This is a genomic window from Paenibacillus sp. V4I5, from assembly GCF_030817255.1.
Classification (GTDB): domain Bacteria; phylum Bacillota; class Bacilli; order Paenibacillales; family NBRC-103111; genus Paenibacillus_E.
In genome coordinates, this window is sequence record NZ_JAUSZB010000002.1 from 3,371,979 (window position 1) to 3,386,654 (window position 14,676).

13 protein-coding genes and 1 riboswitch are annotated in these 14,676 nt (G+C 46.0%); of the genes, 6 read left to right on the forward strand and 7 right to left on the reverse strand.

All coding sequences use genetic code 11. From position 1 onward, the window contains the following. Positions 1 to 58 precede the first annotated feature (58 nt). On the forward strand, positions 59 to 490 hold the full coding sequence (locus QFZ78_RS17260) for a VOC family protein (RefSeq protein ID WP_307555750.1): 432 nt from the start codon (positions 59 to 61) through the stop codon (positions 488 to 490). Positions 491 to 549: 59 nt separating this feature from the next. On the opposite strand, the gene QFZ78_RS17265 is transcribed toward QFZ78_RS17260, so the two are convergent. Both QFZ78_RS17265 and QFZ78_RS17270 read right to left on the reverse strand, forming a co-directional pair. Beyond that, the gene (locus tag QFZ78_RS17265) at positions 550 to 1,050 is read right to left on the reverse strand and encodes a DinB family protein (protein WP_307549367.1); all 501 of its coding nucleotides are present in this window, start codon (positions 1,048 to 1,050) and stop codon (positions 550 to 552) included. 480 nt (positions 1,051 to 1,530) lie between these two features. Beyond that, positions 1,531 to 2,403 carry a proline iminopeptidase-family hydrolase gene (locus tag QFZ78_RS17270; protein ID WP_307549369.1) on the reverse strand — a complete coding sequence of 291 codons (873 nt, stop codon included), beginning with the start codon at positions 2,401 to 2,403 and terminating at the stop codon, positions 1,531 to 1,533. A gap of 167 nt (positions 2,404 to 2,570) precedes the next feature. Here QFZ78_RS17270 and QFZ78_RS17275 point away from each other — a divergent pair, with 167 nt between their 5' ends. After that, positions 2,571 to 4,469, forward strand: a complete 1,899-nt coding sequence (locus QFZ78_RS17275) for a carboxypeptidase-like regulatory domain-containing protein (protein WP_307549371.1) — start codon at positions 2,571 to 2,573, stop codon at positions 4,467 to 4,469. Positions 4,470 to 4,570: 101 nt separating this feature from the next. On the opposite strand, the gene QFZ78_RS17280 is transcribed toward QFZ78_RS17275, so the two are convergent. The 5 genes from QFZ78_RS17280 to gcvH all read right to left on the reverse strand — a co-directional run bounded on the left by QFZ78_RS17280 (position 4,571) and on the right by gcvH (position 7,509). Then, positions 4,571 to 5,098, reverse strand: a complete 528-nt coding sequence (locus QFZ78_RS17280) for a TetR/AcrR family transcriptional regulator (RefSeq protein WP_307549373.1) — start codon at positions 5,096 to 5,098, stop codon at positions 4,571 to 4,573. 187 nt (positions 5,099 to 5,285) lie between these two features. Further along, the gene (locus QFZ78_RS17285) at positions 5,286 to 5,825 is read right to left on the reverse strand and encodes a PadR family transcriptional regulator (RefSeq protein ID WP_307549375.1); all 540 of its coding nucleotides are present in this window, start codon (positions 5,823 to 5,825) and stop codon (positions 5,286 to 5,288) included. Positions 5,826 to 5,861: 36 nt separating this feature from the next. Further along, on the reverse strand, positions 5,862 to 6,257 hold the full coding sequence (locus QFZ78_RS17290) for a hypothetical protein (protein WP_307549377.1): 396 nt from the start codon (positions 6,255 to 6,257) through the stop codon (positions 5,862 to 5,864). 166 nt (positions 6,258 to 6,423) lie between these two features. Then, positions 6,424 to 7,017 (reverse strand): sulfite oxidase-like oxidoreductase, encoded by a 594-nt coding sequence (locus tag QFZ78_RS17295; protein WP_307549379.1) that lies wholly within the window; start codon positions 7,015 to 7,017, stop codon positions 6,424 to 6,426. Positions 7,018 to 7,119: 102 nt separating this feature from the next. Further along, positions 7,120 to 7,509: a glycine cleavage system protein GcvH gene (gene gcvH, locus QFZ78_RS17300; RefSeq protein ID WP_307549381.1), complete on the reverse strand. Its 390-nt coding sequence runs from the start codon at positions 7,507 to 7,509 to the stop codon at positions 7,120 to 7,122. Between the two features lie 196 nt (positions 7,510 to 7,705). Beyond that, positions 7,706 to 7,802: riboswitch (glycine riboswitch) on the forward strand. A gap of 214 nt (positions 7,803 to 8,016) precedes the next feature. On the opposite strand from gcvH, the gene gcvT reads away from it, so the two are divergent. From gcvT to QFZ78_RS17320, 4 genes are all read left to right on the forward strand, one after another. Then, a complete protein-coding gene (gene gcvT, locus QFZ78_RS17305; protein WP_307549383.1) occupies positions 8,017 to 9,111 on the forward strand; it encodes a glycine cleavage system aminomethyltransferase GcvT in 1,095 nt (364 codons plus the stop codon). Between the two features lie 34 nt (positions 9,112 to 9,145). Next, complete coding sequence (gene gcvPA / locus QFZ78_RS17310) at positions 9,146 to 10,501, forward strand: aminomethyl-transferring glycine dehydrogenase subunit GcvPA (RefSeq protein ID WP_307549384.1); 1,356 nt, start codon at positions 9,146 to 9,148, stop codon at positions 10,499 to 10,501. After that, positions 10,498 to 11,979, forward strand: coding sequence for an aminomethyl-transferring glycine dehydrogenase subunit GcvPB (gene gcvPB / locus QFZ78_RS17315; protein ID WP_307549386.1), 1,482 nt, complete (start codon positions 10,498 to 10,500; stop codon positions 11,977 to 11,979). The genes gcvPA and gcvPB overlap by 4 nt, the downstream gene beginning before the upstream one ends. Positions 11,980 to 12,322: 343 nt before the next feature. Further along, positions 12,323 to 14,560, forward strand: coding sequence for a helix-turn-helix domain-containing protein (locus QFZ78_RS17320; RefSeq protein WP_307549388.1), 2,238 nt, complete (start codon positions 12,323 to 12,325; stop codon positions 14,558 to 14,560). The last annotated feature ends 116 nt before the right edge of the window (positions 14,561 to 14,676 follow it).

The following is a 14,676-nucleotide window of genomic DNA, read 5'->3' on the forward strand; positions in this document are numbered from 1 at the left end:
ATTATGGTAATAATAAGAGGTAACTTATTTTAGTGTGAAAACCAAGGAGGCAATAATAATGTCAGTGAGATTAACCCCTTATCTAGTAATGGACGGTACTGCAAAGGAAGCTATTCAATTTTACGAAAAAGCATTAGGTGCCCAAGTTCTATTCACCCAAACTTTTGGTGAGATGCCAGAAAACCCCGATTTTCCTATGACGGCTGAAGCAAAGGATCGCATAGGACATGCCATGTTGCAAGTTGGCGAATCCAACCTTATGTTTTCCGATACATTTCCGGGTCAACCCCTTCAAAAGGGCGATAACGTTACAATCTGTATTACAACCAAAGACGCGGAAAAATCAAAACAGTTTTATGAAGCCTTGCAGCAAGGCGGTCAAGTAAAGATGCCGCTTCAAGAGACTTTTTTTAGCCCTGCTTTTGGAGAGGTAACCGATAAGTTCGGTATAACATTCCAAATTTTCACAGAAGGAAAATCCATGAATTAAGGCTATAAGCTCAAAACGGCCCTGTTCGCATCCACTGCGACAGAGCCGTTTTATGTTGTTCAGGAGTACCAAAAAAGCGCATACTCGGTCATCACAGACGCGTATCCCATTTGACGCAGCATAGCCGTAATATTACCGCGGTGATAGGTTCCGTGATTGACGACCTGCAGAACCATTTCAGATAAGCTGGTATCACGCTGTCCCGCATAAGGATTATCGAGCATAATTCTTTTTTCCATATTTTCCTGTTGGTTCAATAGCGTCTTAAACCGCTCTGATATCTGGACGTACAGCTTCTCCATTTCCTCCATGCCTTTCGACTCCACGCCAGCAGTCAATGGGGCTGAATCGGCCATCGCTTCCTTCATGCTTTTACCGGAAAGAATGTCTAACCAGCACGCATCAACCAGGTAAATATGAGCGATCGCCTTCGATATCGTAGGAAAAACGCTTTGAATCTCCTTGTTGTAGACGTCCTGTGGAAGTTCTTTTAATCGATTCAGCATGGTTTGGTTCGCCCATACGTGGTAATCGTACATTTCTAGTGCTGGATGAGTCATAGATATCGTCTCCTTTTCACTGTTCTTACGCCATTTCAAGTGTTACCTTAATCATACTGCAAATACCCTGACAGCATTATGTCAGGGTATTTATATCAATAGTTACTATATTATGCTCACTTGTCCCTTACTCTTTGAATCTCGTAAGAATAAATTATATGAGATTGAGAGAGGGAGGAATTATATTGACTATTAAAAAAGTTTCTAAGCCGCAAAAAGGACGCTCGTTACCCAAGGCAATTAATCAGGAAACAAAAGCAAAAAGGGTTCGCCCTACGATGCCCTTTTGCGTAAATGTGTATGCTATTGTTACTCCTGGATCCACTGTGAATACCGCCTCCAACAACATCCAAAGGAAAAGGAAAATCATGTGGATGTAAATAAGCAAAATTGTATACGTCAAAGCCAAAAAAGCCCAAGAAGATTCCCTTGGGCTTACTTTTTTTACCTAGATCTATATATTCGTATTCGGCGTATAATTCACTCCGCTTCACTCAAAAAACCACGGACAATCCTTACATACTCCTGGGTTTCTTCTAAGTAACTCACATGAGAGCTATGTTCGAAGACATGAAGCTCAGACGCTGGGACGAGGGATTGATAGTAGTGAGTCGACTCTGGCGACGCTTCATCATAACGTCCACAAACGAATAGCGTGGGTACTTGGATTTCATGAAGCTGTGGCGTGCAATCGTATGTTTTCAGATTGCCTTGCGGACTGAATTCAGAAGGTCCCCACATCGTCATATAAACGTCTTTATTAGCTTTTGCACGGCTCTCAGCAATGATTGAAGGAAGGGGGTCCAGTCTACACACATGTCTCTTGTAGTATTCTTCCATGGCTGTTTGATACTCTACTGAATCGGTTGTACCTTGGTCTTCGTTACGCTTGATCGTGAGTTGAACTTCTTCGGGTAAATTAGCCAAGAAATGGTCCGCGTCTTTTTTCCAACGCTCCGCACTGAGACATGGACTTGATAAAATGACGCTGCGAACACCCGAAGGCTTGCGGTCTATTATGTAAGATGCTGCCAGCATGGTTCCCCACGAATGGCCCAAAAGATGAACCTCTTTCAAATCGAGCGCTTCCCTGAGAGCTATTAACTCATCTATAAATCGTTCGGTTCTCCACAATAATGGATCCGTTGGTCTATCTGAATTCCCAGAACCAAGCTGATCATAGAAAATGACAGGCCTCTCGTCAGCCAAGACATGAAGAACAGATTTTAGCGGATCATGTGTATTACCAGGTCCACCATGTAGGACAACTAAAGGCGTTTTATTTCCATCACCAATTCGCGTATACCAAACCCTGCCTCCAGGGACGTCTAAATAGCCTTCAATTTGTTTCAAAATACTGCCTCCACTTCATTTCCCCATTTATCTGGCCGTCAAAATCGATTAACCTCCCCGAGTATATCAAAAAAATCAAATTCAAAAAAATACAGGAATTTGTCGATTCATAGCGAAATAAATTTTTAGGGATCGTACCTATTTATTTTTGGTAAGGATGTGGAGAATTGAAAAAGTTAAAATTAAGTCTCATTAGCTTAACTTTGTTAGGCATATTAGGCAGCTCGGCCGTCCAAGCAGCAGTACCCTTTGACTCTGACGGCGACGGAATTCATCTAGATGACATCGTTACATACATCAACACTTACGGAGTTACAGACATAAATGATGACGGAGTGAGCAATAGCTTGGATGTCAAGGCGATGGTTAGACAAATATCACCTGTAAGTATTCCGAATTATGTATCCACAGGTGCGGTTACGGGGCTTGTTGTTGACCAAATCGGCGAACCGATGAACCTTGTTGCTGTGAATTTAAAAGAGTCTACAAAAGCAGCATTAACTAATGAACATGGCCGCTTCACCATTTCCGATATGGAAGCATCCACCGGTAACACGGTTACCTCAGCCGTATATGAGTCAGACTCAACACCATTTACTATTTTATCGGGAGAGGTGACAAACTTATCACAGCCGATACAAGTCACCTTGCCAACGGGCACTGTAACAGGAACCGTATACGCCGCTAACATGGTTCCGTTAGCAGGTGTCTCCGTTAAAATCAATACGGGCGGCGCTGCCTCTGAGGTGCTGCCTCCAACAGTGACGGACAGTCAAGGACAATTTGTGTTTCCGAACGTTCCGGTGGGAAACCGCAGCTTTTTTACTACTTCCTCTTATGGAATGAGCGGCTTTGTCGTCAACGTTAAGGAAGGTTTAAATCAAGTAACGGATGTAATGGGTGTGCAGTTTGTATCGGTTTCAGGGATAGCAACGGATTCTCGGTATAATCCTCTATCTGGGGCAGAGATTACGATGGAGATGAGCAACGGGCTGAGAACTACTGTCATCTCTGGAACGGATGGAAAGTTCATATTTACCAATGCGATACAGGATATGTATTTCTCTTGGAAGATGAGTAAACCTGGTTATTTGGATGCCACCCTCAACTATTTAATGGATACAGCCTCAGCTCATATAACGAACCGTTCTTTCATGACTTTAAGCACTGCCCCCGTGTCCTCCGATTCAGAATTGGCGTATGCGGTTGGCGCAAATGTCAATCAATTTAACGTTAATCTCGGCGGCTACTCCGGACCTGTTAAACGCTCGTATTCATCATACTCATTCCTCATTTCAGATAAAATGGATGAGCCGAATAACCAAGTTGCCTTTATTGGCGGTTCTGGACAGGCAGAGGCAGGAAACGTGGAAAGGCTTAATGCAGCACTACTAGATTCTAGAGTCAGTACAATCTATATCTATAAATCCATCGTTGGTTTATCGTCTCAATCGCTTGTAATTCCATCACGTCCGGTCACGATCGTCAGCGACGCTGACGTGTTTATACAAGCAAATGTTCCAACCAATCATACACTGACATGGACGAATGTGAAGCAGATTAGTTACGGAGACATTTTCGGATTTGTAAAAGGTGAGAATCATGCACCGGTTTTCGGAGCTACAATAACATTGACCGGAGCAACTTCCAGAACCACAACAGCCGATATAAATGGATTCTACCATTTCAAAAATTTAAACGCGGGTTCGCATACACTGTCCGCTTATAGATCCAGTGACTACAGCACTCAAATTTATCCGACTTTGGTGGATAACAGCTCACCTGCTTTCCGCGACTTCACGCTTGAGCGTTCTGCGCAGTACATTGCAGCTACAATGGTCATTACTAATCCGTCTATCGGACAGACGCTGTTGACTATGCCAGTCGTACCAGCAGGTTATACAGTTTCTATTGAGAGCAGCAATGATATTATGAAAATTTCAAACTCCGGGATCATTACTTTGGGTGCAGCATCACAGAGTGTAAACGTAATTTTCAAGGTCATGCATGGAGAATCTGATGTAGGCTATCGTTCGGCTACTCTTACAGTCCCTGGCCTACCGTAATAGAAACATAAAATGAAGTGCCTACTGTTGCCAGTTTGCACTTCATTTTTTCGTCAACAGAAATCGATTGATCACTTACTTTAAAAGAAGCCAGAATCAGCTTATTCATCCATAAGCATTAATTCCGGTAAAGACAGCGCCATCGAAATATTGCACAACATCCCCCTAGCAAGAAAAATCATCGTTCTCTCATGAGGTTTTTCGAAACCTGCCCGCTTAAAAGCTTCTAGCACCACCTGCTGAACATCCCGAAATCCCTTCTGCATGACCTCAGCGATCTTATCCTCTTTAATCGTTTGAGCTTGCATTTGCAGCAGAGTTTCATTTTGGTAAGATTTCATAATATGAATATAAGCTTCTACCAGTTCTTTCTCAAGCTGTTCAGGAGCAACGGTCTCGATAACTGCCCGGAAAGCCTCAAGAATTCGTGTCCAAGACACTTCGAGCGCTTCTTGCAGCAGGGCTTCTTTCGTTGAAAAAAACCGGAAAACATAAGGCTGAGAAATTTGTGCGCGTTCCGCAACTTTTGCTGTCGTTGCACGGTAATAGCCAATTTCAGCAAATACTTCTATTGCCGCGGATACAATATCTACTCGTCGATTGACTGAAGTTTGAGAATTCTTCGTCATTATTCATTCCACCTTTAAGTTGTACATATTAGTGATTGATCAATTACTAATCTAATAATAACTTATCGGACCTTAATTTGCAATCTTTCATTTTACGCAAAAATGGAGAGCCAACTTGAGTTGGTTCCCCATTTTATTAGTAATCCTGTTATTTGGTCCTCATACGATACCGGAAGTTCTTTGGTAGTCATGTGCCCGTAACTACTTGGTCAATCTCATTCATAACCCATTGGATTTCGGTTTCTGCAACGCTTTTTCGATGACTAAACATGCGCAAGATCTGGGTCCTCTTTAAATCGGGTATTTCCTGCTTCAAGGTAACTTGTGATTCATAGTCCATTATATATTTTAAATTGTATTGCAAATACTCCAAATATTGCTCGAGAGTCGCCAGACGCAGATCTGTTGAAACATAACCAAAAAAGTTCATCTTGAAATGAAAATGCAACTCAATATCCGTATTCTGTTCCAAAGGTGCTGTCATTAGAAGATGAAAACGCTGACGGCCAGCTTCCGTCAATTCATAGATTTTTCGCGTGCGGCCACCTTCTTGCGGCTCATTGCGTTGACTGATCAAGCCGCTTTCTACCAGTCGAGAAATGAGTGGATAAAGTGTCCCTGAACTGATTTGTCGAATGGGTCCTACAGTCGTTTTTAAAATGTATTGCAACTCGTATCCATGCTTAGCTTGTATGGACAACTCCCCTAAAACAAACAACTCGTACATACGGTTCCTCCATTAGTAAACTCCATCATCATAAAATTAGCCGCGAACGTTCATTTTCTTTGCTTGCAACAATGATTTATAGCTTTCCATGTAAGCAAATAGAAGAAAGATATGAAGGATACCGACTACCAAGGCAGGTACAATCCCCTGAACGTCCAGAAATGCATGAAATAATATCATATTGACTGAGATGGGGACAAATACGATAAGTGCCAACGATACAAAATGGCTTGTCAACAGGGATACACCCACAAAAACTTTCAATAAACTGACAATGACCATGATATATTTGGTGTCCAAAAGAGAAGACATGAACGTGTTAGCTGGTTCAGGGTATCTCATAGGAGGCATAGCGCCTGATAGATTAGCCAAACCAATTCCTAACAGCAAAACTCCAAATACAATACGTATAATTGTTGTGGTTTTCTTCATCTTTTTTTTCACTCCTTCAATTTTATATATCGCAACGATATATCTTCACGATACATAATACATCGTCACGATATATATTTCAACACTTATACAAAAAAATATATTGCCCCTTTAAAATGACAAAGAGGCACATTGCAATAGCAACATGCCTCTAACTATTTCGTTATTAATCAAAATCGTATCTTTGCTCTTTAAAGGGATCTCCGTACATATGATATCCATTTCGCTCCCAAAAGCCCGGCTTATCCTTCGGCATAAATTCGATGCCGCGCAGCCACTTCGCGCTTTTCCAGAAGTAAAGATGCGGCACAACCATGCGAACCGGAGCCCCGTGGTCAGGTGTCAACAGTTCACCATTGTGCCTGATGCCCAGAAAAGAGGTCTCACGGAGGAAGTCCTCAAGCGGAAGATTCGTCGTCCAGCCATGCTCAGCGTGCAGCATGACATGTGTGACTTCAGGCTTCAGCTTCACTTTGCTCATAAGCTCAGAAACAGCAATGCCTTCCCACACATTGTCCAACTTGGACCATGTCGTTACGCAGTGAATGTCGTTTGCGAACTCTTTGCGTGGAAGAGCCATGAAGATTTTGTATGAGATCTGGAACTCCTCTTCAACCAGTCCAAAGACACGCAGATTCCATTTGCTCATATCATTATAATAAGGCACGGACCCGTAATGAAGCACAGGCCAGCCTTGTGTCAGCGTTTGGCCAGGGGGAACACGATCATTCTGCTCCTGTGGCTTTTGCCCAAATAACATGAGAAAACCTCCATCTTTCAAGCTTAATATAGGGATCTTTGGTTGAGACCAAAGTCTCTCCTTTTTAAGGGATCTTTGGTTGGAGGCCAAAGTCACTCCTTACTAGTCGTTACCGATGTAAGATGCATATTCAGCTGGAGTAAGTAAGCCTTCCAAAGCTTCAGCACCTGTAATTTCGACTTCAACCATCCAACCCTCACTGAATGGTGCACTGTTGACCAACTCAGGTGAACCTTCCAGTGAACTATTTACTGCAGTTACTTTGCCCGAAATAGGCGAGAAAATATCCGAAACTGTTTTAACCGATTCCACACTGCCAATGCTTTCATTCGCGGTAACGGATGTTCCGACTTTAGGAAGCTCCACAAACACAATATCCCCCAATTGATCTTGGGCAAAATCAGTAATGCCTACGCGAACCACTGTATCTGACAGCTTCTCTACCCACTCATGCTCTTTGGTGTATAACAAAATGGCTTGTACTTCACTCATCGTTTAACGCCTCGCTTACCAGCAAATTTTGCTTTTAGCTTAATCTAATGGGAACATCAAAGTCAAGGTGGTCGAAGTAAATTTTACCAACACAGCCGGACTAAGACGGCCAGTCTCATTTTTCAAAAGTTGCTGTTGACAATTCACACCAATTTGGACACATAATAATACTATAAAGCAAATTGAATATTGGCGAATGATGGTATAGGGAGAGATCGCAGGGCAAGCTCGCGGCGCCGAAGGAGTAAGCCCAAAGTGGTGAATCTCTCAGGCAAAAGGACCTGTATCGGACGCAACTCTGGAGAGCTTCGAATTTCCGCGAACAGCGGGAAAACGACACCCAAGGGGAAACTTGACGGACATGAAGTTCGCGCGAGGTAACTCTCAGGTAAAAAGGACAGGGCAAAAGGTATGTTTGTGTTGCATACGTTTTGCTCTTTTTTGCATTTTCTGCCTTATATTTTGGGCAAAATAGCAATGTCAACAATCGAAGGTGAGGTTACGAGCATGCTAAAACGAACACCGCTCTTCCCGATTTATACGGAGCATGGAGCGCGAGTCATTGATTTTGGAGGCTGGGAGCTTCCCGTACAGTTCGCTGGTATTCAGAAAGAGCACGACGCCGTCAGGCAGCAGGCTGGGCTTTTTGACGTGTCCCATATGGGGGAAGTCCGAATAAGCGGAGAAGATGCCCTCCCTTTTCTCCAAAAATTAACAACGAATGATGTGTCCAAGCTGGAAGCAGGTCAATGTCAATATAGCCTTATGTGTTATCCGACTGGTGGCGTTGTTGACGATCTACTCGTTTATAAGCTTGGTGATAACAACTACATGCTGGTCATCAATGCTTCGAATATCGATAAAGATTTGGAATGGATGCAGCAGAACCTCACAGGCAAAGTAGACCTCACAAACATCTCTGAGGAAACGGCGATGCTCGCGATGCAGGGACCGCATGCGGAACTGATTTTAGCTAAACTTACAGAAGCGCCTATCCAATCATTGAAAACATTTCGCTTCCTTTCCGATGTAGAGGTTGCTGGAATTAACACTCTCCTTTCGCGCACAGGATACACAGGGGAAGACGGCTTCGAGCTCTATGTCGATCAAAAGGATGCTGTAAAGCTGTGGAAATTGCTTCTTGGAGCAGGTCAAGAGCACGGACTCGTACCAGCAGGTTTAGGCGCTCGCGATACCTTGCGTTTTGAAGCTCGTCTCCCCCTCTACGGACAAGAGCTCTCCAAAGATATTACGCCTCTAGAAGCGGGGCTTTCCTTTTTTGTGAAGCTGGATAAGGGAGATTTCATAGGTCGCGACGTGATCGCTGGTCAAAAGACAAACGGTACGCCTCGCAAGCTCGTCGGCATCGAAATGGTCGAACGCGGCATTCCGCGTCCGCATTATGCCGTTTTCAATACGGATGGTAAACAGATCGGTGAAGTTACAACAGGGACACAATCGCCTACTTTCAAAACAAATGTGGGTTTGGCTTTAATCGATTCCGCTTACAGTACGCTGGGCACGGAATTGAATGTGGAAATTAGAGGGTCGCAGGTCAAAGCTAAAGTCGTTGCCACCCCTTTTTACAAAAGAAAACCGTAAAGCCATTCGCTCAAGAGAGGAGCAAGCCGCCATCATGAAGCACCGCTATTTGCCAATTACGGAGCAGGATCAGAAAGAAATGCTGGAGACCATCGGCATCTCATCCATGGAGGAGATGTTTCAAGATATACCTCAGAAGGTTCGCTTTCAAGGCGAACTGAACGTATCGAAGGCGCTGGATGAGCAAGGACTGCTGCGCTATATGCGCGGTCTGGCGAGCCGCAACGCCGACTTTGACAGCTATGCCAGCTTCCTCGGTGCTGGCATCTACGATCATCACCTTCCGGTGGTGATCAATCATGTCATCTCGCGCTCAGAGTTCTACACAGCGTATACGCCCTATCAACCGGAAATCAGCCAAGGCGAGCTGCAGGCGATTTTCGAGTTTCAGTCGTACATCTGTGAGCTCACTGGCATGGCCGTAGCGAACGCCTCGATGTACGATGGCGCAACGGCGCTGGCCGAAGCCGGCGCCCTGGCTAGTGGAGCGACGAAGCGCAGCCGTCTGCTCGTCTCGCGAGCGGTGCACCCGGAAGCGCGGGCGATCCTGCGCACGACCGCCCGCGGACTGAACTTGGAAGTAGTCGAGATCGGCCTCACGCCAGAGGGCGTGACCGACTTCGAGGACCTTACTTCCAAGCTTAGCGACGACGCGGCAGCCGTCATCCTCCAATCGCCGAATTTCTTCGGCTGCTTGGAGGATATCGGGGCCGCTGAGCCCCTCGCGCACGGCGCGGGCGCACTGCTCGTCGTGAGCGCGAATCCGCTCACGCTCGGGCTGCTCGAAGCGCCGGGCAAGCTCGGCGCTGACATCGTCGTCGGCGACTGCCAGCCGCTCGGCATCCCAGCTGCGCTGGGCGGGCCGACGTGCGGCTACTTCGCCGTCGCCGAAAGCTGGATGCGCCGCATGCCTGGGCGCATCGTGGGCCAGACCGTTGACCGCGATGGCAAACGCGGTTTCGTCCTTACGCTCCAAGCGCGGGAGCAGCACATTCGACGTGAGAAAGCCACGTCAAACATCTGCTCCAACCAAGCGCTTCTCGCGCTTTGCGCATCCGTGTACTTGTCCACGATGGGCAAGCAGGGCATCCAGGACGTTGGCAAGCTCAACGTCCAGAAAGCCCACTACGCGGCGAACCGCCTAACCGCGTCAACTAATTTCTCGCTGCCATTCGCAGGCAGCTTCTTCAATGAATTTGCTGTCAAGCTACCGGACGGCACGAACGTGCAGGAGCTGAACAGTAAGCTCCTGCAGAAGAACATCATCGGCGGCTACGACCTCGGCCGCGACTACCCTGAACTCGCCGGCCATATGCTTATTGCCGTCACAGAGCAAAGAACGCGCGAAGATATCGATGCCTTCGCAGTTGCATTGGAGGAACTCGTATGAGCGAAAACAACATGAATGTGAAATCAGACGGCAAAGCGCTCATCTTTGAAATGAGCCACCCTGGTCGAGTCGCCTATTCACTGCCTGAATCAGATGTGCCAGAAGTCAATTTGAATGTTCTTCTGCCAGCCAAATTTCAACGCCAGAACGAACCCGATCTGCCAGAAGTATATGAAGTAGACGTCATCCGTCACTATACGGCACTTTCGCGCCGCAACTTTGGTATCGATAATGGCTTCTATCCGCTCGGTTCGTGTACGATGAAATACAACCCCAAAATCAACGAAGATGTGGCCCGCTTCTCTGGCTTCGCTAAAATACATCCATACCAACCGGAAGAATCGCTGCAAGGCGCGATGGAGCTGCTCTACAATCTCCAAAATGACCTTGAAGCTATCACCGGCATGGACCGCGTAACCCTGCAGCCTGCGGCTGGGGCTCATGGCGAGTGGACCGGACTGATGATGATCCGTTCCTACCACGAGAGTCGCGGTGAGAAGCGGACCAAAGTCATCTGTCCCGACTCTGCGCACGGCACTAATCCAGCCAGCGCGACTGTTGCCGGGTTCGAAACGATAACCATCAAATCGGGCGAGCGCGGCCTCGTGAATCTCGATGAGCTTCGCAAAGCCGTTGGTCCCGATACTGCAGCGTTAATGCTTACGAATCCAAACACACTCGGCTTGTTCGAAGAACAAATCGTCGAGATCGCTGAGATCGTGCATGCCGCAGGCGGACTGCTTTACTATGACGGCGCTAATGCCAACGCCATTATGGGCATCACTCGCCCCGGCGACATGGGCTTCGACGTCGTGCATCTCAATCTGCACAAAACCATGAGTACCCCGCACGGCGGAGGAGGTCCTGGAGCAGGCCCCGTTGGCGTCAAAGAAAAGCTGATCCCGTTCTTACCTACTCCGCTCGTCGCGAAGTGCGAAGACGGCAGCTTTTATTTCGACTACAACTACCCGCAAACGATCGGCCGCGTCAAAGGCTTCTATGGCAACTTCGGTATCCTTGTCCGCGCGTATACCTATATTCGTACACTCGGTCCAGAAGGCTTACGCAAAGTATCCGAGTATGCCGTCTTGAATGCGAATTATATGCTGGCTAGACTGACACCATACTTTGATGTTCCTCACCCCCGCTTCTGTAAGCACGAATTCGTGCTTTCTGGCAACCGCCAGAAGAAGCTTGGTGTACGCACACTCGACATCGCCAAAAGATTACTCGACTTCGGTTATCACCCGCCAACGATCTACTTCCCGCTCAGCGTTGAAGAATGCATCATGATCGAGCCAACAGAAACCGAAAGCAAACAAACCTTGGACGAATTCATTGACACAATGATCGCCATCTCCAAAGAAATCGAAGAAAACCCGGATCTCGTCAAAAACGCTCCCTATACCACCGTCGTCAGCCGTATGGACGAAGCGCTTGCTGCCCGCAAGCCTGTCCTGAACTGTACTTGCGGATAAATAACCAAGTTACAACATGCCCGCCATTCTAGCTGTTTCAGCTGAAGTGGCGGGCTTTTATTTATTTTCCTAATGGCACTGTCCCTTTTACTCAGAAAGAAAGAGTAAAAGGTTTCGCAGTGCTTTATTATTGATGTATATGGTTCGTTGCGGCGACATCCTGAACCAAAGGGATAGTGCCTGTAAGGTTGAACATATTGAACTTCCAGTATCAAGCAGATTCATGTATACAAGCATGATCCCTGAATATTTTGCATATAACGTACGACAGTGAACGGTCGCAATAGGAACGCGGCAGAACTGTTATTTCATTTCATATGGATTATTCAAGAGGAGCGTTTTTATGACCAAACCATGGTTTTATCGGCTTCTATTCTCCTATTTGCCTGTATTTTTCATGATCACTTCCGTACTCATTGTGCTTATTATTCTTTCGATCAGCCAATTGTCCAAAAAAGAAGCTGAAAATGCAAATAAGACGTATGCTTTGCATATCATGCAGTCGGTTGACTATGCCTTAAAGACGATAGATGAATATGTGATCAAGGAACTACAGACAAATAAGCGAATTGACCAGTTTTTTGACAACAAATTTGAGGGAAATCCCTATTACTCGGCTTATGAAGTCACAGAATTGATTCGGGGCATGATGAATTACAACAAGTTTATTGATTCGGTTTATTTTTACCGGGTTTCTGATCATATGGTCATTAGTCCAAACACGATGATAACGTCAGACCGTTTCGGCGATAAAGTGTTTATAGAAGAGATGATGAAGAGCCCTTCTCAGTATCAGCTGACGAATCAGCGGGTCTTTAAAGAATTTGCTGAGATGGATCAGCGTAAAGTCGTTATTTCTTTAGTACGAAAGATTCCTCTGCTATCCGGGCAAAAAGGCATCGTCGTTGTCAATATCAGTATGGAGTCTATTGCAAGAATGGTCGGTGATATGTCCAATTCAAAAATCAGCTTTATTGAAGTATACGATCCCGAAGGGAAACAGCTGATTGCATCCGGAAACGCAGATGTAGCCGTAGGATCTAGGAAAAGAGGGTCTGAGCTTACTCGAATCCATTCCAATTATACAAACTGGGAATACCGAAGCGGTCTCAACGATGACTATTTATTTACTTTCACCTCTGTATTTTCTTATGTATGGATCGGATTGGGACTAGTTATGGTTGTCCTTGGCGGGGTCTGGATGACCTATGTGACACATCGCAATTATCAGCCGATTAAGTTGATTATGTCCCGTATCCATGCCTATTCCGAACTGAAATCGATGGGCGCCCGTGGCAAGAAACAAGACGAATTCCAATATATTGATCGAGCCATAGGCAACCTCATGGAGTTATCCAGCCGCTATGAGAAGCAGCATGAGGAAGATATCGTATTCCGGCGGCGGCACTTTTTCAAAGAATGGCTGGAGGGCAGCCGGGCGGTCGATCATGAAGACTGGAAAGCCGAGATGAATCGGCTGCAATTGCCATCTGGTTTCGGTCAACTTGCTGCAGCAGTCATCGAGATGGATAAGTATATGGAAGTATGCAGAATGTTCTCTCAAAAGGATCAAGAACTGTTGAAATTTGTACTAAGCCGTGTCGTTTATGAAACGGCTGAACCGCTTGGCCTGACAGTATGGGCGGAATGGACGGCTACACACAGGCTTAGTGTTGTGATATTTGCCGATGAGAATGTCAAAAACAGTGAGAAGCTCGCAGCCAATCTGTGCGAAAATGTTCGCTCCTGGGTCGAGCAGCATCTCCACTTTCGCATTACGCTTGGTGTCGGACATGTGGTTGGACAAGTACAAGAGCTGGTTCATTCCTACGAGGCTGCCGTCCATGTTCTTCACTTTAAATCGACCTTAGGAACGAATCGAGTCCTGTATCATTGGGAATCCGAAGCGTCCGCTGAGAAGGAAATGTATAAGCACTTGCCCCTGGTCAAATCACTAGCTCAGTCGTTTCGCTTGGGGGACAAGGGATGGAAGCCGGCCTTGGAGCAAATTTTCACCGAATTAAAAGTCGGATTATTCTCATACGATGAGATTCGCAATCTCATGAATTATTTGGTTTATCATTTACACCGGGAAATGATGGAGCTCTCAGCCGAGCTGCAGGAGTTATGGAAAATCGCGCTTCCCCAGCTGAACGACGCCATTGAACAGTTCGATACGATCGAAGAATTATATGCAGAGTGGTTTCACCTGTTAGAAGAAGTTTCACAGCGGATGGCTGGTATTCGTGAAGACAGAAGCACACATGCAGTCATGAATCAGATTCGCACCTACGTGGAGACCCATTATGCTGATCCAGAGTTGTCACTTACCTCGCTAAGCGAGCAGTTTCAGCTTCATGCCTCTCATGTCAGCCGCGCATTCAAAGAGGAGTTTGGCGAAAAATTCGTCGATTATCTGGTTAAGATCCGGATGGAACAAGCGAAAAAGCTGCTCCAGAGCAGCCGTGACTCCGTCCAGGACATCGGTAGCAAGGTTGGTTACACGCATGCTATTTCGTTTATACGCGCCTTCAAGAAGTATACGGGCGTCACGCCCGGCGATTACCGGAAGCAAGAGTAATCATGCCATTTTTCAAGAAAAGTATATCGTTAAATGTTGTTTATACACCTCTGCATCAAATCCATTAAAGCCTTGTACAGCAAGGGGTTTAAAAAGAGTTTATTCGCTAATTCATG